The organism is Wylensekiella montiformis (assembly GCF_009697385.1).
Lineage (GTDB): Bacteria > Bacillota > Negativicutes > Selenomonadales > Selenomonadaceae > Selenomonas_A > Selenomonas_A montiformis.
The window spans coordinates 202,038-227,315 of sequence record NZ_VUNL01000004.1 but is presented as its reverse complement, the minus strand read 5'-3'; the positions used below and the strand labels follow the sequence as shown (position 1 = coordinate 227,315).

At 55.1% G+C, this 25,278-nt stretch carries 24 protein-coding genes; 8 read left to right on the top strand and 16 right to left on the bottom strand.

What is annotated here, in order from left to right:
• Positions 1-6: 6 nt before the first annotated feature.
• From FYJ78_RS05280 to cpaB, 3 genes are read right to left on the bottom strand one after another with little or no spacing between them, the layout of a single operon-like run.
• A complete protein-coding gene (locus FYJ78_RS05280) occupies positions 7-834 on the bottom strand; it encodes a CpaE/TadZ family protein (protein ID WP_328597643.1) in 828 nt (275 codons plus the stop codon).
• Positions 835-850: 16 nt separating this feature from the next.
• Complete coding sequence (locus FYJ78_RS05275; protein ID WP_154620351.1) at positions 851-2,443, bottom strand: type II and III secretion system protein family protein; 1,593 nt, start codon at positions 2,441-2,443, stop codon at positions 851-853.
• Position 2,444: 1 nt separating this feature from the next.
• The gene (cpaB, locus tag FYJ78_RS05270; protein WP_154620350.1) at positions 2,445-3,488 is read right to left on the bottom strand and encodes a Flp pilus assembly protein CpaB; all 1,044 of its coding nucleotides are present in this window, start codon (positions 3,486-3,488) and stop codon (positions 2,445-2,447) included.
• A gap of 377 nt (positions 3,489-3,865) precedes the next feature.
• On the opposite strand from cpaB, the gene FYJ78_RS05265 reads away from it, so the two are divergent.
• Positions 3,866-4,519, top strand: coding sequence for a prepilin peptidase (locus tag FYJ78_RS05265; RefSeq protein WP_154620349.1), 654 nt, complete (start codon positions 3,866-3,868; stop codon positions 4,517-4,519).
• A 66-nt stretch (positions 4,520-4,585) separates the two neighbouring features.
• On the opposite strand, the gene FYJ78_RS05260 is transcribed toward FYJ78_RS05265, so the two are convergent.
• The 13 genes from FYJ78_RS05260 to dnaA all read right to left on the bottom strand — a co-directional run bounded on the left by FYJ78_RS05260 (position 4,586) and on the right by dnaA (position 19,058).
• A complete protein-coding gene (locus FYJ78_RS05260; RefSeq protein ID WP_154620348.1) occupies positions 4,586-5,770 on the bottom strand; it encodes a phosphoethanolamine transferase in 1,185 nt (394 codons plus the stop codon).
• A 14-nt stretch (positions 5,771-5,784) separates the two neighbouring features.
• Positions 5,785-6,294 (bottom strand): phosphoethanolamine transferase domain-containing protein, encoded by a 510-nt coding sequence (locus FYJ78_RS05255; RefSeq protein ID WP_154620347.1) that lies wholly within the window; start codon positions 6,292-6,294, stop codon positions 5,785-5,787.
• Positions 6,295-6,429: 135 nt separating this feature from the next.
• Positions 6,430-7,281: a zinc metalloprotease HtpX gene (gene htpX, locus FYJ78_RS05250; RefSeq protein WP_154620346.1), complete on the bottom strand. Its 852-nt coding sequence runs from the start codon at positions 7,279-7,281 to the stop codon at positions 6,430-6,432.
• Positions 7,282-7,353: 72 nt separating this feature from the next.
• On the bottom strand, positions 7,354-8,052 hold the full coding sequence (locus FYJ78_RS05245) for a YjbE family putative metal transport protein (RefSeq protein WP_235899858.1): 699 nt from the start codon (positions 8,050-8,052) through the stop codon (positions 7,354-7,356).
• Between the two features lie 36 nt (positions 8,053-8,088).
• Positions 8,089-10,506 carry a transporter substrate-binding domain-containing protein gene (locus tag FYJ78_RS05240; protein ID WP_154620345.1) on the bottom strand — a complete coding sequence of 806 codons (2,418 nt, stop codon included), beginning with the start codon at positions 10,504-10,506 and terminating at the stop codon, positions 8,089-8,091.
• Positions 10,507-10,545: 39 nt separating this feature from the next.
• Complete coding sequence (locus FYJ78_RS05235) at positions 10,546-11,496, bottom strand: GGDEF domain-containing protein (protein ID WP_154620344.1); 951 nt, start codon at positions 11,494-11,496, stop codon at positions 10,546-10,548.
• Between the two features lie 23 nt (positions 11,497-11,519).
• Entirely contained in the window at positions 11,520-13,499 is a 1,980-nt protein-coding gene (gene gyrB / locus FYJ78_RS05230; RefSeq protein ID WP_408014423.1) for a DNA topoisomerase (ATP-hydrolyzing) subunit B, read from the bottom strand.
• Positions 13,500-13,613: 114 nt separating this feature from the next.
• A complete protein-coding gene (remB, locus tag FYJ78_RS05225) occupies positions 13,614-13,901 on the bottom strand; it encodes an extracellular matrix regulator RemB (RefSeq protein WP_154620342.1) in 288 nt (95 codons plus the stop codon).
• Complete coding sequence (locus tag FYJ78_RS05220; RefSeq protein WP_195847875.1) at positions 13,901-14,854, bottom strand: DciA family protein; 954 nt, start codon at positions 14,852-14,854, stop codon at positions 13,901-13,903. The genes remB and FYJ78_RS05220 overlap by 1 nt, the downstream gene beginning before the upstream one ends.
• A 1-nt stretch (position 14,855) precedes the next feature.
• Positions 14,856-15,962, bottom strand: a complete 1,107-nt coding sequence (recF, locus tag FYJ78_RS05215; RefSeq protein WP_154620340.1) for a DNA replication/repair protein RecF — start codon at positions 15,960-15,962, stop codon at positions 14,856-14,858.
• Between the two features lie 28 nt (positions 15,963-15,990).
• Positions 15,991-16,218 (bottom strand): RNA-binding S4 domain-containing protein, encoded by a 228-nt coding sequence (locus tag FYJ78_RS05210; RefSeq protein WP_154620339.1) that lies wholly within the window; start codon positions 16,216-16,218, stop codon positions 15,991-15,993.
• 20 nt (positions 16,219-16,238) lie between these two features.
• Positions 16,239-17,351 (bottom strand): DNA polymerase III subunit beta, encoded by a 1,113-nt coding sequence (gene dnaN / locus FYJ78_RS05205; RefSeq protein ID WP_154620338.1) that lies wholly within the window; start codon positions 17,349-17,351, stop codon positions 16,239-16,241.
• A gap of 273 nt (positions 17,352-17,624) precedes the next feature.
• Complete coding sequence (dnaA, locus tag FYJ78_RS05200; RefSeq protein WP_154620337.1) at positions 17,625-19,058, bottom strand: chromosomal replication initiator protein DnaA; 1,434 nt, start codon at positions 19,056-19,058, stop codon at positions 17,625-17,627.
• 468 nt (positions 19,059-19,526) lie between these two features.
• On the opposite strand from dnaA, the gene rpmH reads away from it, so the two are divergent.
• The 7 genes from rpmH (at position 19,527) to mnmG (ending at position 25,275) form a co-directional block, all read left to right on the top strand.
• Positions 19,527-19,661: a 50S ribosomal protein L34 gene (gene rpmH, locus FYJ78_RS05195; protein WP_075429623.1), complete on the top strand. Its 135-nt coding sequence runs from the start codon at positions 19,527-19,529 to the stop codon at positions 19,659-19,661.
• Positions 19,662-19,741: 80 nt separating this feature from the next.
• Positions 19,742-20,119, top strand: coding sequence for a ribonuclease P protein component (gene rnpA, locus FYJ78_RS05190; RefSeq protein ID WP_154620336.1), 378 nt, complete (start codon positions 19,742-19,744; stop codon positions 20,117-20,119).
• Positions 20,116-20,325, top strand: coding sequence for a membrane protein insertion efficiency factor YidD (yidD, locus tag FYJ78_RS05185; RefSeq protein ID WP_328597642.1), 210 nt, complete (start codon positions 20,116-20,118; stop codon positions 20,323-20,325). The genes rnpA and yidD overlap by 4 nt, the downstream gene beginning before the upstream one ends.
• Before the next feature lie 39 nt (positions 20,326-20,364).
• Positions 20,365-21,033: a YidC/Oxa1 family membrane protein insertase gene (locus FYJ78_RS05180; protein WP_328597641.1), complete on the top strand. Its 669-nt coding sequence runs from the start codon at positions 20,365-20,367 to the stop codon at positions 21,031-21,033.
• 1 nt (position 21,034) lies between these two features.
• A complete protein-coding gene (jag, locus tag FYJ78_RS05175; protein WP_154620335.1) occupies positions 21,035-21,802 on the top strand; it encodes an RNA-binding cell elongation regulator Jag/EloR in 768 nt (255 codons plus the stop codon).
• Between the two features lie 146 nt (positions 21,803-21,948).
• Positions 21,949-23,331, top strand: coding sequence for a tRNA uridine-5-carboxymethylaminomethyl(34) synthesis GTPase MnmE (gene mnmE / locus FYJ78_RS05170; RefSeq protein ID WP_154620334.1), 1,383 nt, complete (start codon positions 21,949-21,951; stop codon positions 23,329-23,331).
• A gap of 39 nt (positions 23,332-23,370) precedes the next feature.
• Entirely contained in the window at positions 23,371-25,275 is a 1,905-nt protein-coding gene (gene mnmG, locus FYJ78_RS05165) for a tRNA uridine-5-carboxymethylaminomethyl(34) synthesis enzyme MnmG (RefSeq protein WP_154620333.1), read from the top strand.
• Positions 25,276-25,278: the final 3 nt, after the last annotated feature.

The window sequence follows — 25,278 nt, the reverse complement described above, 5'->3', positions numbered from 1 at the left end:
CTTCTTTCAGTGAAATAAACGGCTGAACCAGGAATTGTTGTTTCCCTCATCATAAACCTCATCGTCAAGACCGCGGTTCGTATACTGAGCGGCCATATCGCAGAGCGCATCGCCGAGCGGCGTCTGGTCCCCGCCCAGCACCAGCGGAACGCCATCCTTGATCGAACGGTTCGCCGCCTTGAAATCATTGGGCAGGATATAATCAAAGGATTCGCCCAAAAGCTCCTCAACATCCTCACGGCTGATGCGGGTGACCGAATCGCTGCGGTTCAGCACCAGCCGGATCTTGTTGATATCGTAATTCAGATTTTTCAGCGTGTCGTTGCCGATTTTCATATTTTTGATCGTCGGCAGAAAATCCACAATCCCCAGAAACGTCACAATCGTGCTCATATCCAGCATGCTGAGGTTCAGTACGCTGAACATCGACGTCGTATCCAGCAGCACATAATCAAACATACTGCGCAAATGCTGAATGATCTTCCGGACCTCCGCGGCCTGTATGTTGTATGCCTCATCGAGCCGCTGCGGCGAAGCCAGCACATAGAACCGCGTCTGATCGTGCGTGTACATTGTCAGATACTGTTCCACATGGAACGCGTCGCCCTGCACATGAATGGCATTCTGCGCGTCCGCCAGAGTCTGCTGGGGCATCAGCTGGAGATAATTGCATACATCGCCGAACTGCAGATCGAGATCGGCGAGACAGACACGGTGCCCGAGCCGCGCCAGCTCCGCCGCGACATTGCAGCTGACCAGCGTTTTTCCCACGGCCGAAGCTGTGCTGAAAAAGGTAATCACGGTACCATTGACATTGATTTTCTCTTCTGCCACCGTTTCTCCCCCTCTCTTAGCGCACCGGCCGGATCGTCAGCTCGACGGCGTCTGAGCCAGCGGGCCGCGCCGCCGCAGGCGAGCCGGCATGCAGAGTCTTCTGCCGCTCTGTGCCGGACGCAGACGGTGCGCCCGAAGTCTTTTGTTCCGCTTTTTTCTTCTGCGGTTCTTCCTTCTTCTCCGGAACCGGCGCATTGACGTCGACCTGTTCCATCTTCTGCGTCTCCCGGCGGCCATCCTGATACGCATCCTTTAGCTTCGCCGACATGCGCACCGGCGTTTCCTCATTGACTACGCGCGGCGTGATCAGGATCATGATCTCCGACTTGGCCCGGGTATTGTTATGATATTTGAACAGTTCGCCGATCACCGGAATATCGCCGAGCAGCGGAACCTTGCTCACCGTCTTGCTGTCCTCCGAGTTCAGCAGTCCGCCGATGGCCATGGTCATGCCGGTCGGGATGTTGACCATCGTATCAGCCCGGCGCGTCACCAGACCCGGCATATTGAAGCCGTTCACCGTCACCGCATTCGACCAGTCCAGCCGGCTGACGATGGCCTGAAGATCCGCTGTGATATTGCCCTCATTATCCACCGTCGGCTGAATCAGGTTCAGCTGGATGCCGTACGGCTTATACTCGACCGAAACGGTATCGTTGCTCTTAATCGGCACGGGTATCTCGCCGCCGACCAGTATGCCCGCCGTCTTGCCGCTCATGGTCGTGATGTTCGGACGCGATATGATGCGGGCCTTTCCCTGCGTGACCAGCGCATGAATCTTGGCATTGATCTGCGAAAAATGCGTGTAGAGCCAGTTCCGGTTGTACCAGTGGCTTCCCTTGCTGCGCTCCTGTCCGTATGTTTCGCCGCCGTAATATTCGCCGGTTGTGCCGTCCGTTACCTTGCGCCAGTTCGAATCGGTATCTACGGAAACATTCGTCGGCGAACTGTACTCCATACCGAGCTTCTTGGCATCGTCGGAATTGATTTCGATGACCATGGCCTCGATATTGATCTGGTCCGGATTGACCATCTGCAGCAGGTTCACCACGCGGGCGCTGCTGTCGATCTCCTCCTCGCCGGTGATATCCGACGCTGTATTGGCGGCCGCACCGCTCATCTTCTTATTGACCTGTTTCTTGGAATTGACGGCATCATCGCCGACATAAAGGCAGGCGATCTTAAAGGCCAGATTCTTTTCGTACTGGTTCTGGACATGCCCCTTGAGAAGGATGCGGTCGCCGACCATCGTCACCTCCACATGCGGAAGATCGATGGCCTTCTGAATGATGGCCGCCAGCCCCTTATCCTCGCCCGTCACGGTGACGCGGTATTCCTGACGCATTCCGTTCTGCGTCCAGATGTTCAAGGTCGTCGAACCGGGCTTTTTCGCCACCACGGTCAGCGCGCTGCCGCCGAGTATCTTCACATCGGCGATATCGGGGCTGGCTACCGCTACCCTCGTGATGCCCGATCCGGTATTCAGATAATACGACTGGTGTACGCCGAGCGTCAGCGGCTGCACATATGCGTAAGCCGGGGCCTCTGCCATCAGGACCATCGAGGCGGAAACGATACCGGCCAGCAGTGATTTTCTTCCCTTTATCATATCAGTTCACTCCTACTGTGCTAGAATCGGTTCCCCGGATCACTTCAATGGTATTTCTATAGCTTGGGACCGACGGACTGACAGGAGCGGCTGGTCTCGGCGCAGGCGTATAGCTCTGCGCCGGTGCCGGCGCCGAAACCGGCGCAGAAGAACGGGCTGCCGGAGCTGCCGCTGCAGGAGCCGTGGCTGTTTTTTCCGTATCGTTGAACTGGAAATATTCCGTGCCGACCACGAACATATTATTCGGCTTAAACGGGCGCAGCACCAGATAGATCGTTCCGTTCTGAGCGGCGACGGCCAGCTTCAGCGCCTCTTCCGGCGTCACGGCCAATGTAGCGTTGGCCATCGTATCCTGCGAAGCATTCACGTCCGCTCCGCTGTCTTTCGCCTTCGCTTCTTTGCCGTCTTTACTGTCCTTGCTGTCGTCTTTGCCTCCCGTATTGCTGACGCGCGCCGTATCGTTTCCTCTTTTGTTGACGCCAAGCAGAAGGACATTCTGCATTAGAATTTCGCCGGAAACCTTGCCTTTGCTCTTATCACCACGAATGACCATCACATCCACGTAATCGCCAGGGTGTGCAAAGCCGGCTACTCCGGTCACATCATTGATCGCTATCGTAATAGCGCGGCAATTCGGTGGAATCATGCCCGTAAACCCTGCCATGCGGGGATCCACCAGAACTTTCTTATTCGTCAGGACATCGCCCTGCTGAATCGGGACGCTGGCCGGCTGGCCGACCGCTTCGCTTGCTGACTGGAACGCTCCCGGCGGAGCCGCTTCGGCCGGTATCGAAACCACCCGGATCATATCGTCCCGGATCGTCTCGCGCTGCGGAATATCCTGCTTCGCTACCACGACCTGTACCAGCTGTGGTTCCTTATCCTTTTTGGTACTGCTGAAGTCGCTCTTCAGACTGCTGTAGCAAAAAAACACCACAATTCCCAGCAGCAGGCTTACCCCGCCCATGATAATCAGATACTGGCGATAAGACAGCCTGTCCGTCAGTGCCTGAATACGCTGGATGAATGACGGTCCTTTACCCATGCCAGACATCCCCCCTGTGTCCTACAACGATAGCTAAAAGTCCTATTTCTCCCACATAAACAAAAATATTATTTTTTCATTAATATGACAAAAATATAGTTATATTATAATGAACCCCACTCTTTATTTCAACTAAATCTCGTTTAATTTTAGGAAAAATACCATAAAACAATAAAGTTCCTGCCTGAAACCGTTCTACAAAGCGCAAAACATACGCAAAAAGTCCTGCGTTTATATTTTTTTATTTCTATTCTTTATCGGGCATTGGACCATACGTCCCAATGGATTCATCGCCAACCGTTTTCTTTTTCGTTTCTTTTTGCTAAAATGAAGAAAACAAGCTACGATTCGCCAATCATTTACAGGAGATGATTCCCATGATATCCATCACAACCGGCGCCGTGATCCGTCTTGTTCTCCTAAGCCTGCCCGCCCTGCTGCTCGGCCGTGCGGGCAGCCGATGGATCAGCCGCCGCTATCGCCGCGATCCGTCTATCCTCAGCCATCCGGAGCAAACAGACCAGCGCTGCGTTCTGCGCCGCTTTCCCGGCTGCACCTTTCTCGCGGCAGGCGCTCTGACCATCATCCGCCATCCGGAACTGCCGCCGTCCAGCCTGATTTTGCTGCTTCTCTTTGTCTTTTTTCTGCTCCTCTTCACTATGACCGATTGGGAACAGCAGGTGATCTTTGACCGGATGCTGCTCCCCTTTGCCGTGATCGGCCTGCTCCATACGGTTCTTGCCGGACTTCCGGCCGCCGATCACCTGCTCGCCGCTCTTGCCGGCGGCGGCCTGTTTCTTTTGCTGGCCATCCTGACCCGCGGCGGCATCGGCGGTGGAGACATCAAGCTCATCGCCGCACTCGGCCTTTGGGCCGGTACGGAAGGCCTCACCGCCATCGCCGTCTCGGGCCTGATTCTCGGCGGCCTCGCCGCGCTCGTCCTTCTTATCACAGGCCGCAAAAAACGCAGCGACTATTTTCCCTACGGCCCCGGCTTCACCATCACCGCGCTGTTCCTCGCCTGGCTGTGAACGCACTCCTTCCTGTCGATGCTGGAACGCCCTGCTCCGCGGGAACAGCACCGCTTTCGCCAAAGGTTAAAAGGACTTTTTCTCCGCCCAGTCCCGCCGGTATACTTTATCGTTGAAAATACGCGGACGGTCTGCGTGAAAATCGGGATGGATGATGCTGCGGTCGGGGTCATATTCATCGGTAGCCACGCCGGTCAGGTCCAGCAAGGTATGAATCATATCATCCGTCATATAAGGCCGGTCCTTAGCCGCTTCGATCCGCTGACAGGTTTCGGGATGATGGCGGCGGAACGAAGCGGAAGTCCAGATCAGCATCGGAATTTCCAGTTGATAAAAGGAACCATTGGTATAATGTCCCATATAATCGCCCACATCATAGACTTCTTCCCCATGATCGGAGATATAAATGAGAACCGCGTCCTCCTGCTCCAGCCGGCGGACGATCTGATCCAGAATATAATCGTTATACCGCACGGCATTGTCATACTCCGCTCTGGCCTGTCTCTTCTTCTCTGTATCCGCGCTCTCCTCGTCTGACTGAAAGATTGCAAAGGATTCCGGATAACGGCTGGCATAATTGGCATGACAGCCCATCAGATGAATGACCGTGAAATCATACGGCTCCTGCTTTTCGTCCTGCAGAAGCGAATCAAACAGCGGCAGAAGCTGTTCATCATACTCCGCTGATACCTTCTTACTTAGCGAATCGCGTCGTTTCACAAAAGCCTGCGCATCGCAGCAGTCCGCGTAAAACCGGCCGACATTTCCCCATACGCCGCCGGTTTCCTGATTGGACAGCCATGCTGTATGGTACCCGGCCTTGCGCAATATGCCGAATAAATTGCCGTAATGATACCATGAATCCGCCCCGGACTCATTATGATAAAACGTAAACAACCGTTCCAGAGAGAGAATCGTCACCGACTGCGGACTTATAACATCGGAAAAGACCGTCAATTCCCCGTTGGCCTCCCGGGCCGAAAGATACGGCGTCGTGTCCAGATCATAGCCGTAAAGTCCCATGTGATGACGGCTGGCCGACTCTCCCAGCACAAAAACGACATGTGGAACCTCCTTGTCTATGCGGGTCAGTTTCTTTTGATCCTCACAGATGCGGCCGGGCAGATCGCGATAAGCCGAAAGCTCCGCGGCGCTTTTCGGCAAGATAGCCAGACAGCGTGCCGAGGCAATGCTGATTCCCGGCAGACTTCCCCAGTATAACGTAACATACAGAAAGGCTTCTGCGCCCAATATCAGGCCGTTTTCTATGGAATACGCCTGTCCTGATTGATCCGGCGTATTCCATAGAAAACGGCCTGAAACATAACCCAGCCGATGGTCAGCGCCATCAGGACCGATTGAATCAGCTCCTCACGATAGGTGTAAAGATATTCCTTCGATTCCTGCAGATTCGTTGCCATCACAGCCTGCAGCAGTCCTTCGGACAAAACGAAGTGATATTCTTTTAAAGCAGCCAGATCGCAGCATGCCAAAAAGACGGTCGCGATCACGATGCTCCGCGCCGGGATTCTCGGCAGGCGGCTGCATACCCAGGCCAGAAGAATGCTTTCGGTAAAGGACTTTAAGATACATACTGGTACCATACTGGCTATATCTGCAGCCGGACTCGGATATTTCAGCACATAACCCACATTCGAAAAAACACTCGGCATGGAACAGACCATAAATAAACTGATCCAGCAAAGGTTTTCCCGCACAAAAGTCTGAAAGATGCTTTTAAACCGCTCATAATGATGAAAAACAACTGCTTTCACGTTCTTTCCCCCATTTCATCCCGCACACTGTTTTTAATCATACCATACCAGCAGAAAATTTCCTACAAAACAAAACGTGCGCATAGAAAAAGCAGCAGAAACATCAAACATGCTTCTGCTGCTTTTCGTTTTTCTTTATCTCCGGCGCATTTGCGCGGCCTGTTCGCGCAGGCGGGCGATGCGTTCGGCGGTGTCCGGATGGGTGCGGAACAAGTCCATCACCGCTTTACCGGATCCTTTGAGCGGATTGATGATGAACATGTGCGCGGTGGCCGGCGTTGCGTCTTCCATCGGGCGGGAGTGGGTCGCGTAATATTCGATCTTTTCCAGTGCGTCGGCCAGATCATCCGGATTGCCGCAGATGACGGCTCCGTCATGGTCGGCTTCGTATTCGCGGGAGCGGCTGATAGCCATCTGAATCAGCATGGCGGCGATCGGCGCCAGAATAACCATGGCCAGCGCAGCGACAGGATTGCTGTCCTCGTCGTCCGAGCTGCCGAAGAAGGCCAGAAACTGCGCGGCATAGGTGATCACGCCGGCCATCATGGCGGCGATCGTCGAAGTCAGGATGTCGCGGTTTTTGACATGGGAAAGCTCATGGCCCAGCACGCCGGACAGCTCCCGGTAATCCAGCACGTTCATGATGCCGGTCGTGACAGCGACAGCCGCGTGATCCGGATTGCGCCCCGTGGCAAAGGCATTTGGCACATCTGAGTTGATGATGCAGACTTTCGGCATGGGGAGATCGGCATTTTCCGCCAGCTTTTCCACCAGTCCATAGAGCTGCGGAGCGTCTTCGCGGGTGATTTCCTGAGCGCCATAGGCGCGCAGAACCATCGAATCACTAAACCAGTACGAAAAGACATTCATGCCAAGCGATAAAATCAGCATGAACATAAGTCCGCTTTTTCCGCCAACCAGACCGCCGATAAACATCATGATCGCGGCCAAAAGGACCATAAGCATAAGTGTTTTGAGGTTATTCATCGTTCATCCACTCCTTTTCCGATTTCCTTGTACCCAATATATGTTATCGCTGCCCCTTTGATGAGACTTTGCTCAGCGATGAGCTTCTCTCTGGCGGTTGATCCGCCAGCCGATGAGCAATACAGCGAGGACAAACAGTATTTTCAGTCCCGTTTCATAGGGAAGCAGGAAGGCGCCAACCGCCTTGTCGCTGACCATGAGCTCAGCCGACGTCCATCCCAGAATGGCCGCGCCCACGTAGACGAGCGCCGGAATCTTCAGCATAATCATCAGAAAAACCTGTGCGCCGAACAAGACGATGGGGATGGAAATCAAAAGGCCGCAGATAATCAGGCTCCATTTTCCTTCCGGCACGGTGTTGGCCAGTCCGGCCAGCGACAGGATATTGTCGATGCTCATGATGAAGTCGGCAATCAAAATCGTCCGGACGGCCGCGCCGAAGGTGACCGGAGCGGCCGTCTCGTCCTGCGCGCCGCCCTGCTGCTCCGTGACGAGCCGCACGGCAATGTAAAGGAGCGCCGCTCCGCCGATTGCCTCGATATAAGGCGCGGCCAGCATCCCTGTAGCGAACAAGGTACAGGTAATGCGGATCAAAACGGCGCCGAGCCCACCGACCACAATGGCTTTCCGCCGGTTATGTGCCGGCAGATTTTTGCAGGCCAGCGCGATAAGTATTGCATTATCGCCCGACAGAAGCAAATCCAGCAGCAGAATACCGGAAAGCGAAGCCAGCCACTCCGGACTGAACATCCCGGCAAAAAATGAATCCAAAATTCTCTCCTCGCTTTCCCCGGCCGTCATAGAGCCTCAGGCCAGATCAAAATACAGCTCGATTCTTATGCGCGTTCCGCAGCTGCCATCCTGCTGTATGGACCAGTCTCCGCCGATTTCCGAGATGATATGTTGCAAAATCGCTACGCGCAGCAGCATTTTCCGCTCTTCCAGCGAGCCCCAGTCACTGTCGGCAAAACTGTCATAAATACTCGCATCTTTCGACTGCGCGCTTTCCAAAAGCCGGTGAATATGCTGCAGCAGCTCATCGCTGAGATGAACTGCCGGCGCCTGAACATTCAGCATCAGAACGCTGCGTCCGGCGTATGCCTGAGAAATATTGCCGGAAAGGAGAAGCGTGCCGCCGGACGGCGTATAATTCATCAGGTAGGACAGCACCCGTATGATAATCATGGAAATGCTGCGCCGCTCGCCGATGATCATTTCATCCCCAATGCCGCTGAAATCCGTGGCAAACGTGACGCCCTTGCGCTCTGCCGTTTTGTCCACCGTATGGCAAAGTCCCTCGAGGAACTCCCGACAGGCCAGCGTTTCCCAGTTCAGGGACGGCTTGCTGCCTTCGATCTGATTCAGCATGCGCACGTCCAGCAGAAACTCCTGAATACGGCTGGCCAGCTGATAGAACTCATGATATTCGCTGTCCGGACTCAGCCCGCCATGATCCAGCGATTTTTTCATGATTTGCTTTAACGGCTGGGCCAAACTGATGTCCAGATACTGATAAAATCCCTTACGGGCCTGATTGGCATGACGCTCGATATCCAGCTGCATGGACGCCTGACGGCGGCTTTGCTCGATCTCGGCCACCCGGAACTCCATGCCGCGTTTGCGCCATAGATTGAAGCTCGCGTAGCCGAAGAACAGCAGTGCCAGAAGGAGCAGCAGGAAAATCCCGGTCAGCTGCAGCGCCGACAGACGGTCAAAAATATTGGCAGCCGATATCGGCGCATGTTCGTAAGTGTTTTGGAGCAGCTGCGGCATCTTTAGCGGCACGATCTCCTGCAGCGTCCGGTCCAAAATACGCCCGAGGCGCGGATCGGCGTCCCGGTCCAGACCAAAAGCCAGCCCGTAAGTCGAGGAGTCAATAATATTGAGCTGGAACTCGCGCCGATGAAGGACATTGCCAAAATAAGTCGCGGTAGCCATATCGCAGAACACCGCATCGACATCGCCCTTTTCCAGGGCATTCAGACACTCGGATATGCTTTCATATGTCTCATAGTCCAGATCCTGAGGGACCGTGTCATTCTGAAGCAGCTGTTCCCGCGCTCCCGGCATGATGCCCGCTTTTTGAATCTCCCTGCCGATCCGCGCGATCTGCATGGTCTTTTCCTGATAATACGGCGTTGTCGCCCGCAGGCCAAGCTCCCGGACATAGTAGGGATCAATGGCGATGCGCCCGACGATATCCGCCCTGCCCGTCCGGACCGCGTCGACGGCCTCGTCTATCGTATCGACAGGGACGATCGAAAAGGACAGTCCCGTACTCTGGCCGACATCCTGCAGGAGCTGCGGCAGCACGCCCTTCATGACGCCGTCTTCCTCGTAAGAGAACGGAGCGCCGTCGCGCATCATCGTCACGCGCAGGACAGGCGCCTGATCGATGTATTCCTGTTCCTCCTGACTGAACCGCAGGCGATTCGCCGAGCGGTACGGATTGGCCAGCGTCATCAGCCGGTCATTGAAGCTCGGATCGTAAAGCATCGACTGATTGACTGCGGCGTCCATCTCCGCCACAAGATCCGTCCTGCCCGGAGCTACCGCAAAATACATCGGCTGCGGGGAAAATTCCGCCACGACCGGATACTGCTGCACGCTGCCGGAATAGGAAGTGGCGATAAGGTCCACCTCTCCCTGATCCAGTGCCTGGATCAGCGGCCCGCGGTCCGGATAAACCTTCATCTGATAGTTCAGACCGCGGCTCGCAGCCCATTTGATAAAGGCGCTGGTGTCCACGGTATTTTCCCGGACGCCGATCACCGCATTCTGAAACCCGGAAATATCGCCGTATGTATATTTCGTATCATTCTTCGGCGCGACCAGCGCGACGTTCGTGCTGGCCATCGGATGAAGCGGGAACAGCAGCGTCTTTTCCCGCGCTGGTGTTTTCAGCACGGTCGGCAGCAGATCCAGCTTGCCGAGCTCCAGATCCCGCACGGCTTCATTCCATTTGTCGTAGGGCACAAACGTAAAATCCCAGTTCGTATATTTCGCAATTTCGTAGAGATAAATCACATCATAGCCGCGATAATCTCCCTCATCATTCCGGTAAAGCATGCTTCCCGAACTGGAATAACCAACACGGACATTTTTCCGTTCGGCATGAACATAGCCGGCCGGAGAAAGCATAAAAAGCAAGGCAAGGCAGACCGCCATCAATCTGTGCCAGCCTGCCTTGTTCCGTCTCGTTTTCAGCCGAAACGCCTGGAGCATGTTCGTTTCCTTTCTGCGCACTGCGCCTTGAGCGGCCGTTCAGGACAGGATCGTATACGTATTCCGGCCGCGCTCTTTGGACTGATACAATGCCTTGTCCGCCTTGGCATAGGCATCCTTGTAAGTCATAGATCCCTGCAGAATGGCTGCGCCGATACTCAGCGTAATGCGCATCGCAATCTTTTCTTCTTCACACATTTCGGTTACTTTGCGGTTCAGATCGTCGCACAGTCTGTCGACATCGTCTTCCGCTTCGAGAAGATGAATATAGCAGCAGAACTCGTCGCCGCCCAGACGGCCGAGAAAACCGCGTCCCTTCATGACCTTGCGCATCGCATTGGCGACGACCGTCAGAACCAGATCGCCGGCCTGATGGCCAAGGGTATCGTTCACGGATTTGAAATTATCCACATCCATCAGGATAAACAAGGCGCGGCCGCTCGTCCCGATCGTGCGCTCAAGGAACTGGCGGCAGGTGCCGGAGTTATGAAGGCGGGTCAGACCATCCATCTCCGCCTTGACGGTCAGCTTCGCCTCTTTATGAAACTGATGGGTGACATCCATCATCATGCCTACGACATGTCTGGCCCGATTCCGACTATCCCGGAAAATGTAGGCATGGAGCTGCAGCCGGTGCGCCGGCTGACCGTCCCGGCTTACCTTGATAAACCGGTCCTTTTCATAGGATCGCAGGCATTGATCCAATGGATAGAGCGGCAGACCGGGCCTGCTGCCCTCTTCCTTGACCCGCTGCGAGAAATTCCGCACCGGACTTTCAAGGCCCAGCATCGCAGCCGCCGGAGCAGACAGAGAAACCATGTCCCGGAGAATATCGTAGCGCATGAAGTAAAAATTCATATCCTCGCAGACGCGCCGGTAAAAGCCCAGCCGTTCTCTCTCCCGGGTCAAACGATAGTAGAGGACAGCCAGAAGGACAAGCAGTCCGCCGGCAATCAGCAGAAGCCACAGAAAATTCACTTTGACCATCATAGCATGTTCCCTGCCTTTTCCGATCAGATATCCAGATTGCGCACCAGCTTGGCATTTTCCTCGATGAACTGGCGGCGCGGCTCGACCTTGTCGCCCATCAGAATGGTGAAAAGCTCGTCGGCTTCCTCGGCGTCCTCCATATCGACGCGCAGCATCGTGCGACCCTCAGGATCCATCGTCGTCTCCCAGAGCTGCTCCGGATTCATCTCGCCAAGACCTTTGTAGCGCTGAACCGTGATGCCGTCCCGTCCGATCTCATCCAGCTTTTTGGACAGTTCTTCATCACTGTAGGTATACCAGTGCTTCTTGCCCTTGCGAATCTGATAAAGAGGCGGCTGAGCGATAAACACATGACCGTGCTCGATCAGTGGCTTCATGTAACGGTACAGGAACGTCAGCAGAAGCGTGCGGATATGCGCTCCGTCCACATCGGCATCGGTCATGATGATGATCTTGCCGTAGCGCCGCTTCGCCAGATCGAAATCCTCGCTGATGCCAGTGCCGAAGGCCGTGATCATGGTCCGAATCTCCGCATTCGCGAAAATCTTATCGAGACGCGCTTTCTCGACGTTCAAAATCTTGCCGCGCAGCGGCAGGATGGCCTGAAAGCGGCGGTCACGGCCCTGCTTGGCGGAGCCGCCCGCCGAGTCGCCCTCGACCAGATAGATTTCGGCCTGCTCCGGATCCTTGATCGAGCAGTCCGCGAGCTTGCCCGGCAGGCTGGACACCTCCAGCGCATTTTTCCGGCGCGTAAGCTCCCTTGCCTTGCGCGCGGCCTCGCGCGCACGGGCTGCCATAATCGCCTTTTCGATAATCTTCTTGGTAATGACCGGGTTTTCCTCAAAATACTCGGCCAGACCCTCAGTCACGATGGAATCCACAATGCCGCGTACCTCGCTGTTGCCGAGCTTGGTTTTCGTCTGTCCTTCAAACTGCGGATCGCGAATCTTCAGGGAAATGACGCAGGTCAGCCCTTCGCGCACATCGTCGCCGGAAAGGTTGCCGTCCTTATCCTTGAGAATCCCCTGCTTGCGGGCAAAGTCATTGGCCGCGCGCGTGAGCGCCAGCTTAAATCCGGCCAGATGCGTGCCGCCTTCCTCGGTATTGATGTTGTTGACAAAGGAATAAATATTTTCCTGATAGCTGTCGTTGTACTGCAAAGCGACCTCGACCACCGTATCATCCTTTGACCCGTTGAAATAGATCGGCTCCGGGTTCAGCTTCTCTTTTTTGCGGTTCAGATGCTCGACAAAAGAGCTGATGCCGCCGTCGAAATGGAACGTTTCGCTGCGGAGCGCTTCACCGCGCTCATCATGCAGGGAAATCGTGATGCCGTGGTTCAGAAAAGCCAGCTCGCGCAGGCGGTGGCGCAGGGTTTCATAGCTGTAGGTCGTGACCGAAAAAATCTCCGGATCCGGGACAAAATGCACGCGCGTCCCCGTTTCCTCTGTGGTGCCGGTCACCGTCAGCGGATGCTGCGTCACGCCGCGCCGGAAGGAAATTTCATGAATTTTCCCGTCGCGCTTGACCTGAACATCCATAGAGGTAGACAACGCGTTGACGACGGACACGCCGACGCCGTGCAGACCGCCGGATACCTTATAACCGTCGCCGCCGAACTTTCCGCCCGCGTGAAGAACGGTGAGCACGACCTCTACGGCCGGTTTTCCGCTTTCGTGCATATCGACAGGGATGCCGCGGCCGTTGTCGACGACCGTGATGCTGTTGTCCCTGTGAATGGTCACGTCGATGCGGTCGCAGTAACCGGCCAGCGCCTCGTCGATACTGTTGTCGACGACCTCGTAGACCAGATGATGCAGTCCGCGCTCCGATGTACTGCCGATGTACATGCCCGGACGCATGCGCACAGCTTCGAGTCCCTCCAGAATCTGAATCTGATCGGCACCATAATCGGCCTCTACCGCCGTGACGGCGGCGCTGCTCTCATCCGTATGGATCTCAACGCCTGTCGTATCCAGATCCTTGTCGGCGAATTCGTCCATCGGTTCCGTATGCTCCGCCGGAGTCAGATCTATGTTCTTCGTTTCCTTGTTGTTTGCCATGAAAATTCTACGCTCCCATCATTCCAAAAAGGCACAATCTGCCTTATCGTCCCGTCATCGGCCCGATTCCCGGAAAGGAACCGTGCTTTGAAAAGCCAGCTCAGAACGCCGCTTCAGCGTCAGCGGCGAAATCGCGGACAGATATATCTTATGCGCCGTAAGAATCAGCGACTTGACTTCCGCCTTCTCATCCTCCGGATCCAGCGCGTTTACGACGCTGCCGTCCGCCATCCGGCGGTCCAGCATTTCCTTTCCCGGACCGTCCCGGAATACCTCGCTGCTCTGTATGGCAAGAATGTCTTTTGTACGCACGGAAAACCCGTTGCCCAGATGAAGAAACATCAGCTTTTTCTCCTGTCTTTCTTTCCCAAGGGGATGACCGAATAACGCTTTGGTGCCTTATAATCCTTCGGCCGGTGCAGATTGAACCTCAGCTGGTACAGCGTGCGGGCCATTTCTTCCTCAGTCAGCTGCTCCGGCGGAAGGCAGCGGTACAGCATGACAAGATTCCGCGCCTTCAGGCTGGACGTATCGCGGACGTCCACCTCCGAAGCCAGCTGCTGAACCATGGCGGCCCGCTGCTCGTTTAAAAGCTTCGGTGTGCAGTCCGGAACATACTCCCGGACCTCTCCGCACCGCGCCCACGGAATATCGCGCAGCACCTGACGTACCGCTGCGGCCCGTTCTTCCTGCCGACGGCTGCGGCAGGACATGCAGCGCTCCTGCTCCGGAGGACAAAGCCTGCCGCAGTCCGCGCAGGGACGCCACTGCCGCTCCTTCCGAAGCCGGTTCATTTGAAGCTGTCTGGCATAAAGAATACGCGCCTTTTCACGGATATCCGTATCTTCCGCACCGCCGCCAAGAGCGGCCGCTTCCCGCTGCTCCTCCTCGGAAAGCGCGATGCGCTTCCGCTGGCGTCCCCAGTCATATTCCTTCTGCTGATGCGCGATGCGTATCTCGCCGATGCCGTCGCTTTCCGGCTGTTCCCAGCGGCGGCTGAAAGCGATGCCCCGGATCAGCGGACAAGCGGCATATTGATTGACCTGATCCACAATCCGCGCCTGCATCATCTGTAGCTCGTTGCGCAGAACCGAATTCCAGCAGTAAAGATAAAGGATCTCATTTCGTATGCCCTGCGGCTCAGCCTGACGGGCATTGTAGCTGCCGACAATATCCTCCCAGTGCCAAATCACCCAGTGCGCAAAGAATTTTTTTTCAAAGGGCCGTCCCTTGCCGTGAACCCAGCGCGGGATCACGGATGTGACCGGTTCAAGCCCCGGTGTACGCTTTGCCATACTATTCCCTCTCGATCCGGCCCTCCCGCACCAGAAAATACGTCCCGATCCGCTCGGATGGGAAATACGCTGCATCGGTCGCCGTAATCATCGTCTGAATATGCTCGCGCCGGATGAACTCCATCAGCTGGCGGCGGCGGTCCGCATCCAGCTCGCTCATGACATCATCCAATAGAAGAATCGGATATTCCCCCGTTTCCGAGCGCAGAAACTCCAGCTCGGAAAGCTTCAGCGACAAAACGCCGGTGCGCTGCTGTCCCTGCGATCCGAAAGAACGCAGGTTGACGCCGTTAACAGATAGAATAAGATCATCGTGATGCGGCCCTCTGCCCGTAGCGCCGCGCAGAATATCCAGCTCACGATGTGTTTTCAGCTCTTTATTATACCATGAAGCGAGGTCTTTTGTCACATCCTGCCCCTCGGAGCCGTGAATCTCATAAGCCAGCGACAGATTCTCCCTGCTGCCCGACAAACGGCGCTGCATGAGATTGGCCAGCATATTCAGCTTTTTCACGGCTTCCAGCCTCTTTTGCGTGATCTTCACAGCATGTTCGAGCAGCTGCGCGTCCCAAAGATCCAGCATGCCGGGATCGGCCCGGCGCTCCCGAATCCGTTTCAGCAAAGTATTGCGCTGCGTGACGATGCGCGTATATTGCTGCAGTTCATGATAATAGGACGGACTGGCCTGAGAGATCTCGCCGTCCAAAAAGCGCCGGCGACCAGCCGGCGCTCCCTTGATGAGAAACAGATCTTCCGGAGAGAACAGAACGCTATTGATGCTGCCGACGAGCTCCTTCGGCCGTATCGGATGACCGTTCAGGAGGATGCGGCGTCGCTTTTCCCGGCTGAATTGAAATTCCAGACGGTTTTCAACGCCAAGCCGCTCAAACTCCAGCTTTATCGTCCCGCCCGGCTGCTCCCAGCGGATCAAATCCTGATCCGTATGCGTCCGATGAGATCGTCCGAGTGAAGCGTAGGAAACCGCTTCGATGATATTGGTCTTGCCCTGCGCATTTTGTCCCAGGAATACATTGATGTTCCGGTCAAAGGTCAGGTCCAGCTCTGAATAGTTCCGATAATTTCTTAGTGAAATAGAACATATATCCATTTTTTCTAATCTCCCGTTCGGTCAGGAGTCATTGAGGACCTCCTGTTACCCGCCAGGCCCCCATGCCGTCGATTTCAATCCGGTCTCCGACATGAAGTTTGCGGCGGCGGGCGCTTTCCGTCTCGCCGTTGCGGCGTATGAGCCGCTGTTCCAGCAAAGCCCTGACCTCGCCGCCGGACGATACGACGCCGGCCCATTTGAGAAACTGATCCAGCTGGATCTCTTCGGTCTCAATGGCGATATCTACGGTTTCCATGTGCAAAACCTCCCGTTTCTTCAATGTGCGGTGCGAACCGGCGTGACAATGTAGATATAATTTTCATCGCCCTGTTCGCGGACCGCTGCCGGAGAAAGCGGCTGATTCAGCCGGATCTGGCAGGTTTCGCTGTCGATGTTCCTGAGCACATCAATGATGTAATGTGCGTTGAAGGCGATGGTAAGCTCCGGCCCTTCAATGGAAGCCGGAACCGCTTCTTCGGCGTTGCCGATGTCCGGGTTGTTCGACGTGATGTGGACCTGATTGTTTGCAAATTCCAGCTTGATGATGTTGTAGTCTCCGGCGCGGGAAATCAGGGAAACACGGTCGACGGCCGAGCTGAATTCCGCGGCGTTCAGCGTGACGGACGTTGCAAATTCCGGCGGAATGACGCGGCGGTAGTCCGGGAATACGCCCTCGATCAGGCGGGAGGTCATATAAAGATTGTCGAAGGCGAAGCTGATCTGATTGTAGGAGCAGGTCACCGTGACATCCGTCGGGATTTCCGAGGTCATATTGTGGAGAAGTTCCTGAAGAATGCGCGAGGGAATGATGATCTTGATGCTGCCAATCGGCTGGTCGAAGGTCTCGTAACGCACAGCCAGCCTGTGGGTATTTGTCGCAGCCATCGTTACTTTTGTATCGTTCACTTCCAGATAGCAGCCGGTAAAAATCGGGCGCGATTCATCCGAAGCGCAGGCGAAAACAGTTTTTTTGATGAGCGAACGAAGGATGTTGTCCTTGATCTGGAACTGCAGCGTGCCCTCAACGGGTTTGACCGTGGGAAATTCCGACGCATTCATGCTGAGCAGGGTAAAATTGGCCTGATTCGAACGAATATGTACGATTTTTTCTTCCCGGTTGAAGCTGATATCGACATTATCCCCCGGCAGCTTGCGGACAACTTCCTGAAAATATCGTCCGGAGAGCGCGATTTGTCCCGGTTCTTCGATCTCGGCCGGAATGCGGCTGACGAGTCCGATCTCATAATTTGTGGCCTGAAGCTCTAAAACACCGGCTTCTGCCCGGAGGTATATACCGGACAGAATGGGAGTTTGCGGTTTGCTGGCCACGGCTTTGGATACGATTTGCAGAGCGTTGACCAGTTCGTTTTTGGCACAGGAAAGTTTCATTTTGATGGTCCTCTCTTTTATTTTATATGACTTGTAATCTTTTTAAAGAAATAGCCGTCGTAGTAGTAGGCCTTGTGGAAATGTGAATAAGGTGGAGGAGAGCCGTAGTTATCAACGGCTCGTCTGTGGGTAATGTGTTCATAACAAGAGGGGAGGTTATCCACAGAATACACTGGAATAATCTCCCCTTTCGATATCCACAATCTGTTGACAGGATTTCCATATGATTCTCCACAGGGTTATCCACGTTCAGGTAAATTCTGACGAATGCGGTTACATTTTCTGAATGCGTTCGATGAGTTCGTTCAGAATGGTTGTGAGCTTGCGGTCCGATTCCTTTTCCTTGGTGATCTTGTCGCAGGCATGCAGAACCGTCGTATGGTCGCGCCCGCCGAAGAAATTGCCGATCTGCGGCAGAGAAGTATCGGTCAGTTCACGGCAGAGATACATGGCGATCTGCCGCGGGTAGGCAATCGTGCGCGTGCGCTTTTTCGCATGAAGGTCTTCGATGCGGATCTTGAAGTAGGAGGCGACGATTTCCTGAATGACCTCCATGGTTACTTCCTTTGTCTTGCTGTTCGGGAATACGTCCTTGAGCGCTTCGGTGACAAGATCGGTCGTGACCGGTTTTTTGATCAGGGAGGCGTAGGCGACGACGCGCGTAAGCGCTCCTTCGAGTTCACGGATATTGCTGTCGATGCGGCTGGCAATGTAGACCATGACGTCGTTGGGTACGCTGAAATGATCCAGCTGCGCCTTGTTTTTGAGGATGGCGATACGCGTTTCCAGATCCGGCGCCTGAATATCGGTGATGAGGCCCCACTCAAAGCGGGAGCGGAGCCGGTCTTCCAGACGTTCTACCTCGCGCGGCGGCCGGTCGGAGGATAAAATGATCTGCTTCTGCGCGTCATGCAGTGTGTTGAAGGTATGGAAGAATTCTTCCTGCGTACTGGTTTTGCCGGACAGGAACTGGATATCGTCGACGAGAAGGACGTCGATGTTCCGGTATTTCTGCCGGAATTTTTCCGCGGTGCCTTCTTGAATCGAGCGGATGATTTCGTTGGTGAATTGTTCGCTCGATACATAAAGCACGCGCATTTCCGGGTGGTTGTGCAGGACGCGGTTGCCGATGGCGTGCATAAGGTGTGTTTTACCAAGGCCGACGCCGCCGTACATGAAGAACGGGTTGTATACCTTTCCCGGAGATTCGGCCACGGCCATGGCCGCGGCATGGGCAAAGCGGTTGGAGCTGCCGGTCACAAAGGTATCGAATGTATATTTCGGGTTCAGCGAAGAACTGTCGCCTGCGGCGACAATGTGCATCTCGCCGCTGTCCGCCGCAGGAGTCTGCCCGTCATGGAACAGCGTGACCTGATCGGGATTTTCTTTTTCCCGGCGTCCGCGTTTTACCGGCTCGGCGGCCTTCTGCTCCGTGTTCGCTGCTTCTCCGCCTTCCGGAGCAACGACTTTCATTGTAATTTTGCGCTGGCTGCCGAGGACGGCGGTGACGGCGTCTTCCAAAATGGTGAGATAGTGACTGGTAATCCAATCCCTGGCCATGCCGGTTTGCGTGCCGAGGACCAGTTCGGAGTCGGTCAGGGAGAGCGGCTGGACCGGATCGAGCCATTTGAAGGCGGAACCGGCGAGCTGATCTCTCATATTATTGAGAATCTGCTCCCAGACAGCCTGCAACTGTGATTGCTCCATGTAAAATAACCCTTTCTGCGTTAGTTAGTATGTTAGTTATGTAGTTATGAAGAAAAATTTTCCACAGGTGAATTTTTTTATCCACATTATTATCCACAGGTGTGGATAACCAGAAACAGTTTTGAGGAAAGAGGCAGGAAATATGGACAGCGCTGTAAGAAAAACGCAGAGTATTTTGCATCCTGTGGAGTTTTCCGCACAATAATCAACAATATCTTATCAAAATCGACGAAAGTTATCAACAGTTTTTCCGTGGACAAACGAGGATTATGGTGATTTTATCCACACAAATGGCGGGAAATGAACTGGATAAAATCTTGACACGCTATCGGGCGTAGTCTATAATTTATTTTGAGTCTTAGTGCGGAGGATGCCTCCGCCTGAGCGTGAAACAGCGAAGTATTCTGTTGCAGCCGTTTCGGCGGACAGAAAATCCGTAGAGACTGCGATAAAGGAGGTGTTCAGCGAATGAAACAGACTTATCAGCCGAATAACCATTGGAGAAAACAGACTCATGGCTTCCGCGAGCGTATGAAGACGAAAGGCGGCCGTCTCGTTCTGAAGAGAAGGCGCCAGCGCGGCAGAAAGAAGCTTTCGGCATAAATTCAAGGCAAGGTCACTGACGCGGTGGCCTTTTTCTTTGTTAGCAATACGCATTGATATAGATTTGGTGGAAAGACGGAATGTTTACCTTACCGAGAAAACGGATGCTGAAGCGCCGCAGCGATTTTCAGCGGGTTTATCACGCCGGTCGTTCGTATGCAAACCGGTATTTTGTCCTGTATGTCTTTGTTTCGGACCAGCTTGACGGAAAGGTTGGCTTTGCCGCCGGGAAAAAGCTGGGCTGTGCAGCGGTCCGCAGCCGGGTCAAGCGCCTGCTGCGTGAAAGCTACCGGAAGCATCAGGATCTCGTGCGGCCGGGGCTGGCTCTGCTGCTTGTCGGTCGGAAGGCCATGACGGGCGTGAAATGCGATGTGGTGGAAGACGCGTTTTTGTCTCTGGGCCGGAAAGCGGGCATTTTTTTGCAGGAAGGTTCGCAGAAAAGAGGGAATAAGGCGTGAAGAAGGCAATACTCGCGGGCATTCGTTTTTACCGGGCGTTTATCTCGCCGCTGAGTCCGCCTTCCTGCCGGTATGTTCCGACCTGCTCGGAGTATGCCATGACTGCAGTAGAAAAATACGGGGTGCGCCGCGGCGGCTGGCTGGCCATAAAGCGGATCCTGCGCTGTCATCCCTTTCATGAGGGCGGCTACGACCCTGTTCCATAGATGTTGTTGGTTTGAGTTTTTAGATTAGGACGTGATGGCGTGGGCTTTTTTGGCACTTTGTTTACACCGATTGAGAATCTTCTGCACTTCGTGCTTGAGGCATTATATTCGATTACGGATCTGGCCGGTATCGGCAGCTATGGTCTGGCGATTATTCTTCTGACGATCATTATCAAGATGATCCTTTATCCGCTGACCGTCAAGCAGGTCAAGTCGATGAAGGCGATGCAGGAACTGTCGCCGAAGATGAAAAAAATTCAGGAAAAGTATAAGGACAATCCGCAGGTTATGCAGCAGAAGGTCGGCGCGCTTTATAAGGAAGCTGGCGTCAACCCGCTGGCAGGCTGTCTGCCGCTGCTCATTCAGATGCCGATTCTGATGGGGATGTACTATGCGCTGTATAATTTCAGCTATCCGTCGGAGGAGGCGGCGAAGTTCTTATGGCTTCCAAGCATGTCCGCTCCGGATCCGCTGTATATCCTGCCGGTTCTTTCTGCGCTGACGACCTTCCTTCAGCAGAAAATGACCACGACAGAGATGAATCAGCAGATGAAGATCATGATGACGGTCATGCCGCTGTTCATCGGCTGGATCAGTCTGAATTTCCCTTCCGGACTGGTGCTGTACTGGGTTACGATGAATGTGGTGCAGATTGCCCAGCAATGGTGGATGTACCGCGATGAGGATAAGAAGAAGGAGGCTGCCTGATATGGCAGAGGTAATAGAAGCAACGGGGAAAACAGTCGAAGCGGCGCTCCGGCAGGCCTTGGAAACGCTTGGCGCCGAAGCGGCTGACGTGGAGTATGAGGTACTGGAAAAGCCCTCTCGCGGGCTTTTCGGGCTGATTGGCGTAAAGCCCGCACGGATACGCGTGCGGAAAAAGGCTGTATCGGGTGCTGAGACACCGTCACATCAGGCCGTGGAGGAGCGCGCGGCTGCGGAAGAGACGCAGGCGTCTTCCGCTTTGGATCCGGGACAGGCTGGTGATCAGGTGCAGCGGGCTATCAAATTCCTGCAGGATGTTTTTTCGGCCATGAATCTTACGGTTGCACTGACGCGCCGCGATACGGAGGACGGCGTGCTGTTCTGTCTGGACGGGGAGAATCTTGGCGTATTGATCGGCAAGCACGGTCAGACGCTGGACGCTCTGCAGTATCTGACCAATCTGGCGGCAAACCGGGGGATTTCCGAAGACCGTGTCCGCATCGTTCTCGATGTGGAGAACTATCGCTCGCGTCGTGAGGAGACTCTGAGCCGTCTGGCCGGCCATCTGGCAGAAAAAGCCTGCCGCATCGGTCAGGAAGTTCATCTTGAACCGATGAACCGGCATGAACGCAAAATCATTCATATGGCCCTGCAGGATAATCGCCGGGTCATTACCTACAGCGCCGGCGATGAGCCGCGCCGCTATGTGGTGATTGCGCCGAAGCGCCGCCGCCGCCGTGATTTCAGCCGCGGCGAGCAGCAGGAGTATTAAGAGTTAAGCAGGTCTGTATGAAGAGCGCGCTTTTGTACAGATTTGCTGCAGGATAAAGTAAAATAGGAAGCTGGAAACAGAGAGCTGTGAAAGGGCTGTCTCATGATTGAGACTGCCCTTTTCTACTAATCAGGAAAGAGGGAGATATGGTGCAGCAGGCGGAAACGATCAGTGCGATTGCTACGGCCAGAGGCGAAGGCGGGATCGGCATTGTCCGGATCAGCGGAGAAAGGGCTCTGTCCGTGGCGGATGCGGTATTCCGGGCGGCTTGCGGCAAAACACTCGCTGAAACGGAAACGCAGCGGGCGGTATACGGCCGGATTGTAGACGAAAGCGGCGCGGTCGTGGACGAAGCGATAGCGCTGGTGATGAAGGCGCCCCATTCTTATACGAAGGAGGATGTGGTGGAGCTGCAGTGTCATGGCGGCGCTGTGGCGCTGCAGAAGACCCTTTTCCTGACCTGGCGGGCCGGAGCGCGCAGCGCCGAGCGCGGCGAATTTACCAAGCGCGCCTTTTTGAACGGGCGGCTGGATTTGTCACAGGCGCAGGCGGTCATGGATCTCATTGGCGCGAAAACCGAGCGGTCGCTGAAAATGGCGGCAGGCCATCTGACCGGCCGGTTTTCCGGCCAGATTCAGGCGATGCGCCGGGATATTCTCGGCATGATCGCGCATCTGGAAGCGGCTATCGACTTTCCGGAGGATGAAGTCGATGAGGTTGTGACCGATGCCATCGAAAAAAAAGTGGTTGATATACGCAATAAAATAAGGAAGATGCTCGATACGGCCCAGACCGGACGCATCCTGAAAGACGGGCTGCTGACGGCGATTATCGGCAAGCCGAATGTCGGCAAGTCCTCGCTCATGAACGTGCTGCTGCGCGAGGAACGGGCCATTGTGACGGATATTCCGGGAACCACACGCGATTCGATTGAAGAATTCGTCAATGTGGGCGGCGTGCCGCTGCGTATCATCGATACGGCGGGGATAAGAAAGACCGATGATGTGGTCGAACGAATCGGCGTGAGCCGGGCCAGAGCGTATGCCGATGAGGCAGGATTGATTCTGGCCCTGTTTGACGGGTCGCAGGCGCTCACGGCGGAGGACGAGGAGATTCTTTCCTTGATCCGCGGCAAAGAGGCGATGGTTCTGCTCAATAAATCGGATCTTCCCGCTGTTACAACGGATGAGATGATACGGGATCGGACGGATTTGCCGGTATTTCCTCTTTCCACGGCGACCGGCGAGGGGCTGGACAAGCTGGAAGCGGCCATCGCGAAACGGGTCTATCATGGCAGCGAGGAAGGCGGCGAGGGTGGATTCGTCAACGATGCGAAGCAAGCGGAGATCCTGCGCCGGGCCGATGGGCATCTGGCGGCTGCGCTGCGCACCATCGGAGCGGAGATGGGGCTGGATTTCATCTCCATTGATCTTCGGTCGGCCTGGGAAACGCTGGGTGAATTGACCGGCGAGACGGTTGGCGAGGATATTATTCAGGAAATTTTTTCGAAATTCTGCATCGGGAAGTAATCCGGGTGAAGCATATTGTTATGGGCAGGGGGGATTCTTTTGGACTGCGAAGAGGGAAATGTTTTTGTAGCGGGAGAATATGAGGTCATCGTCGTCGGCGCGGGACATGCCGGCGTGGAAGCTGCGCTGGCCGCTGCGCGAATCGGCTGCCGGACGCTGCTGGTCACATTGTCGATGGATAATATCGCCATGATGCCGTGCAATCCGTCTGTAGGCGGACCGGCCAAAGGCCATCTGGTACGGGAGGTCGATGCGCTGGGCGGCGAGATGGGAATCAACGCGGATAAGACGTGCATCCAGTTCCGCATGCTCAACACGGGAAAAGGGCCGGCCGTTCATGCCTTGCGCGCACAGGCGGATAAGAAACGCTATCAATTTATGATGAAGGAAACCTGCGAGAATACGGAGCATCTCGACGTCAAGCAGCTTCTCATCGACCGGGTGATTATCGAGAACGGCAAAGTGACGGGCGTTCAGGCGGAGACCGGCGAGATCTATAAGGCTGCTGCCGTCGTCATGGCAACCGGAACATACCTTCGGGGGCGCATCATCGTCGGCGAGCATACCTATACGGGCGGTCCGAACGGACAGCGCGCCGCGCTGCGCTTTTCGGATTCCCTGCGCGAAGCGGGCGTCCGGCTGATGCGGTTCAAGACGGGAACGCCTGCCCGGGTCGACGCCCGCACATTGGATTATGATAAAATGGAAAAGCAGCCGGGGGACGACGCGTGCCGTAATTTTTCCTTCATGAGCGATGTGACGACGCGCGAGCAGACGCCATGCTGGCTTACCTATACGAATGAGGCGACGCATAAGATTCTGCGGGACAATATGAGCCGCGCGCCGATGGCCAACGGCATCATCGAGGGAATCGGGCCGCGCTACTGCCCGTCCATCGAGACGAAGATCCTGCGCTTTCCGGACAAGGCGCGGCATCAGCTCTTTCTTGAGCCGGAGGGGCTGCATACGAATGAGGTTTATGTTCAGGGCATGTCGACGAGCATGCCGATGGATGTCCAGCTGGCTTTTCTGCATACGATACCGGGGCTGGAACATGCGCATGTCATGCGCGCCGGTTATGCGATTGAATATGACTGCATCGACCCGACCCAGCTGCGCCCGACCTTGGAATTTAAGACGATAAAGGGCTTTTTCTCCGCCGGACAGTCCAACGGTACGTCGGGCTACGAAGAGGCCGCGGCTCAGGGCATCATCGCCGGGATTAATGCCGCTATGCTGGTCAGGGGCGGGGAACCGCTGATTCTCAAGCGCAGCGACGCTTATATCGGCGTGCTGATCGATGATCTGGTGACGAAGGGAACGAGCGAGCCGTATCGTATGATGACGAGCCGGGCTGAGTACCGTCTGCTGCTGCGACAGGACAATGCCGATCAGCGCCTGACGCCGATGGGGCGCCGCGTGGGACTTGTATCGGATGAGCGCTGGGAGCGCTTTACAAAAAAGCAGAAAGCCATTCAGGACGCCATGGCGTATCTGAAAAAGAATTCCATCAATCCCACGCAGGAAATCAGGAAGAAGCTCAGTGAAGCCGGTATTGAGCCGATCCGCAACGCCACGACTTTCTATGAGCTTTTGCGCCGGCCGGATGTTACGTACACCGGATTGCAGACCGTTTTCAGCCTGCCGGAGCTTGAGCCGGAGGTGCGTCAGCAGGTGGAAATTTCCATTACTTATGAAGGCTATATCAAAAAGCAGCAGGAGCAGGTAGAACATATGGAAAAGCTGGAGGAAAAACTGCTGCCGGAGGATATGGATTATCAGCAAGTGCCAAGCCTGCGGGACGAGGGCCGGGAAAAGCTGTCGAAGATCCGCCCGCGTTCTGTGGGACAGGCCAGCCGCATCAGCGGCGTATCGCCCGCCGATATTTCCGTGCTGCTGGTCTGGCTGGAACAGCAGCGGCGGCTCGGGAAATCCCAAAAGTAACCG

Bases quoted from the DNA above. Each gene is read 5' to 3' on its own strand.
- htpX (WP_154620346.1), bottom strand. From the start codon at position 7,281: ATGAATAACCTCAAAACACTTATGCTTATGGTCCTTTTGGCCGCGATC.
- mnmE (WP_154620334.1), top strand. From the start codon at position 21,949: ATGGTGCAGCAGGCGGAAACGATCAGTGCGATTGCTACGGCCAGAGGC.
- FYJ78_RS05240 (WP_154620345.1), bottom strand. From the start codon at position 10,506: ATGCTCCAGGCGTTTCGGCTGAAAACGAGACGGAACAAGGCAGGCTGG.
- recF (WP_154620340.1), bottom strand. From the start codon at position 15,962: ATGGATATATGTTCTATTTCACTAAGAAATTATCGGAACTATTCAGAG.
- rnpA (WP_154620336.1), top strand. From the start codon at position 19,742: ATGTTTACCTTACCGAGAAAACGGATGCTGAAGCGCCGCAGCGATTTT.
- jag (WP_154620335.1), top strand. From the start codon at position 21,035: ATGGCAGAGGTAATAGAAGCAACGGGGAAAACAGTCGAAGCGGCGCTC.
- FYJ78_RS05265 (WP_154620349.1), top strand. From the start codon at position 3,866: ATGATATCCATCACAACCGGCGCCGTGATCCGTCTTGTTCTCCTAAGC.
- dnaN (WP_154620338.1), bottom strand. From the start codon at position 17,351: ATGAAACTTTCCTGTGCCAAAAACGAACTGGTCAACGCTCTGCAAATC.
- remB (WP_154620342.1), bottom strand. From the start codon at position 13,901: ATGTTTCTTCATCTGGGCAACGGGTTTTCCGTGCGTACAAAAGACATT.
- FYJ78_RS05220 (WP_195847875.1), bottom strand. From the start codon at position 14,854: ATGGCAAAGCGTACACCGGGGCTTGAACCGGTCACATCCGTGATCCCG.
- FYJ78_RS05235 (WP_154620344.1), bottom strand. From the start codon at position 11,496: ATGATGGTCAAAGTGAATTTTCTGTGGCTTCTGCTGATTGCCGGCGGA.
- cpaB (WP_154620350.1), bottom strand. From the start codon at position 3,488: ATGGGTAAAGGACCGTCATTCATCCAGCGTATTCAGGCACTGACGGAC.
- FYJ78_RS05210 (WP_154620339.1), bottom strand. From the start codon at position 16,218: ATGGAAACCGTAGATATCGCCATTGAGACCGAAGAGATCCAGCTGGAT.
- FYJ78_RS05275 (WP_154620351.1), bottom strand. From the start codon at position 2,443: ATGATAAAGGGAAGAAAATCACTGCTGGCCGGTATCGTTTCCGCCTCG.
- dnaA (WP_154620337.1), bottom strand. From the start codon at position 19,058: ATGGAGCAATCACAGTTGCAGGCTGTCTGGGAGCAGATTCTCAATAAT.
- rpmH (WP_075429623.1), top strand. From the start codon at position 19,527: ATGAAACAGACTTATCAGCCGAATAACCATTGGAGAAAACAGACTCAT.
- gyrB (WP_408014423.1), bottom strand. From the start codon at position 13,499: ATGGACGAATTCGCCGACAAGGATCTGGATACGACAGGCGTTGAGATC.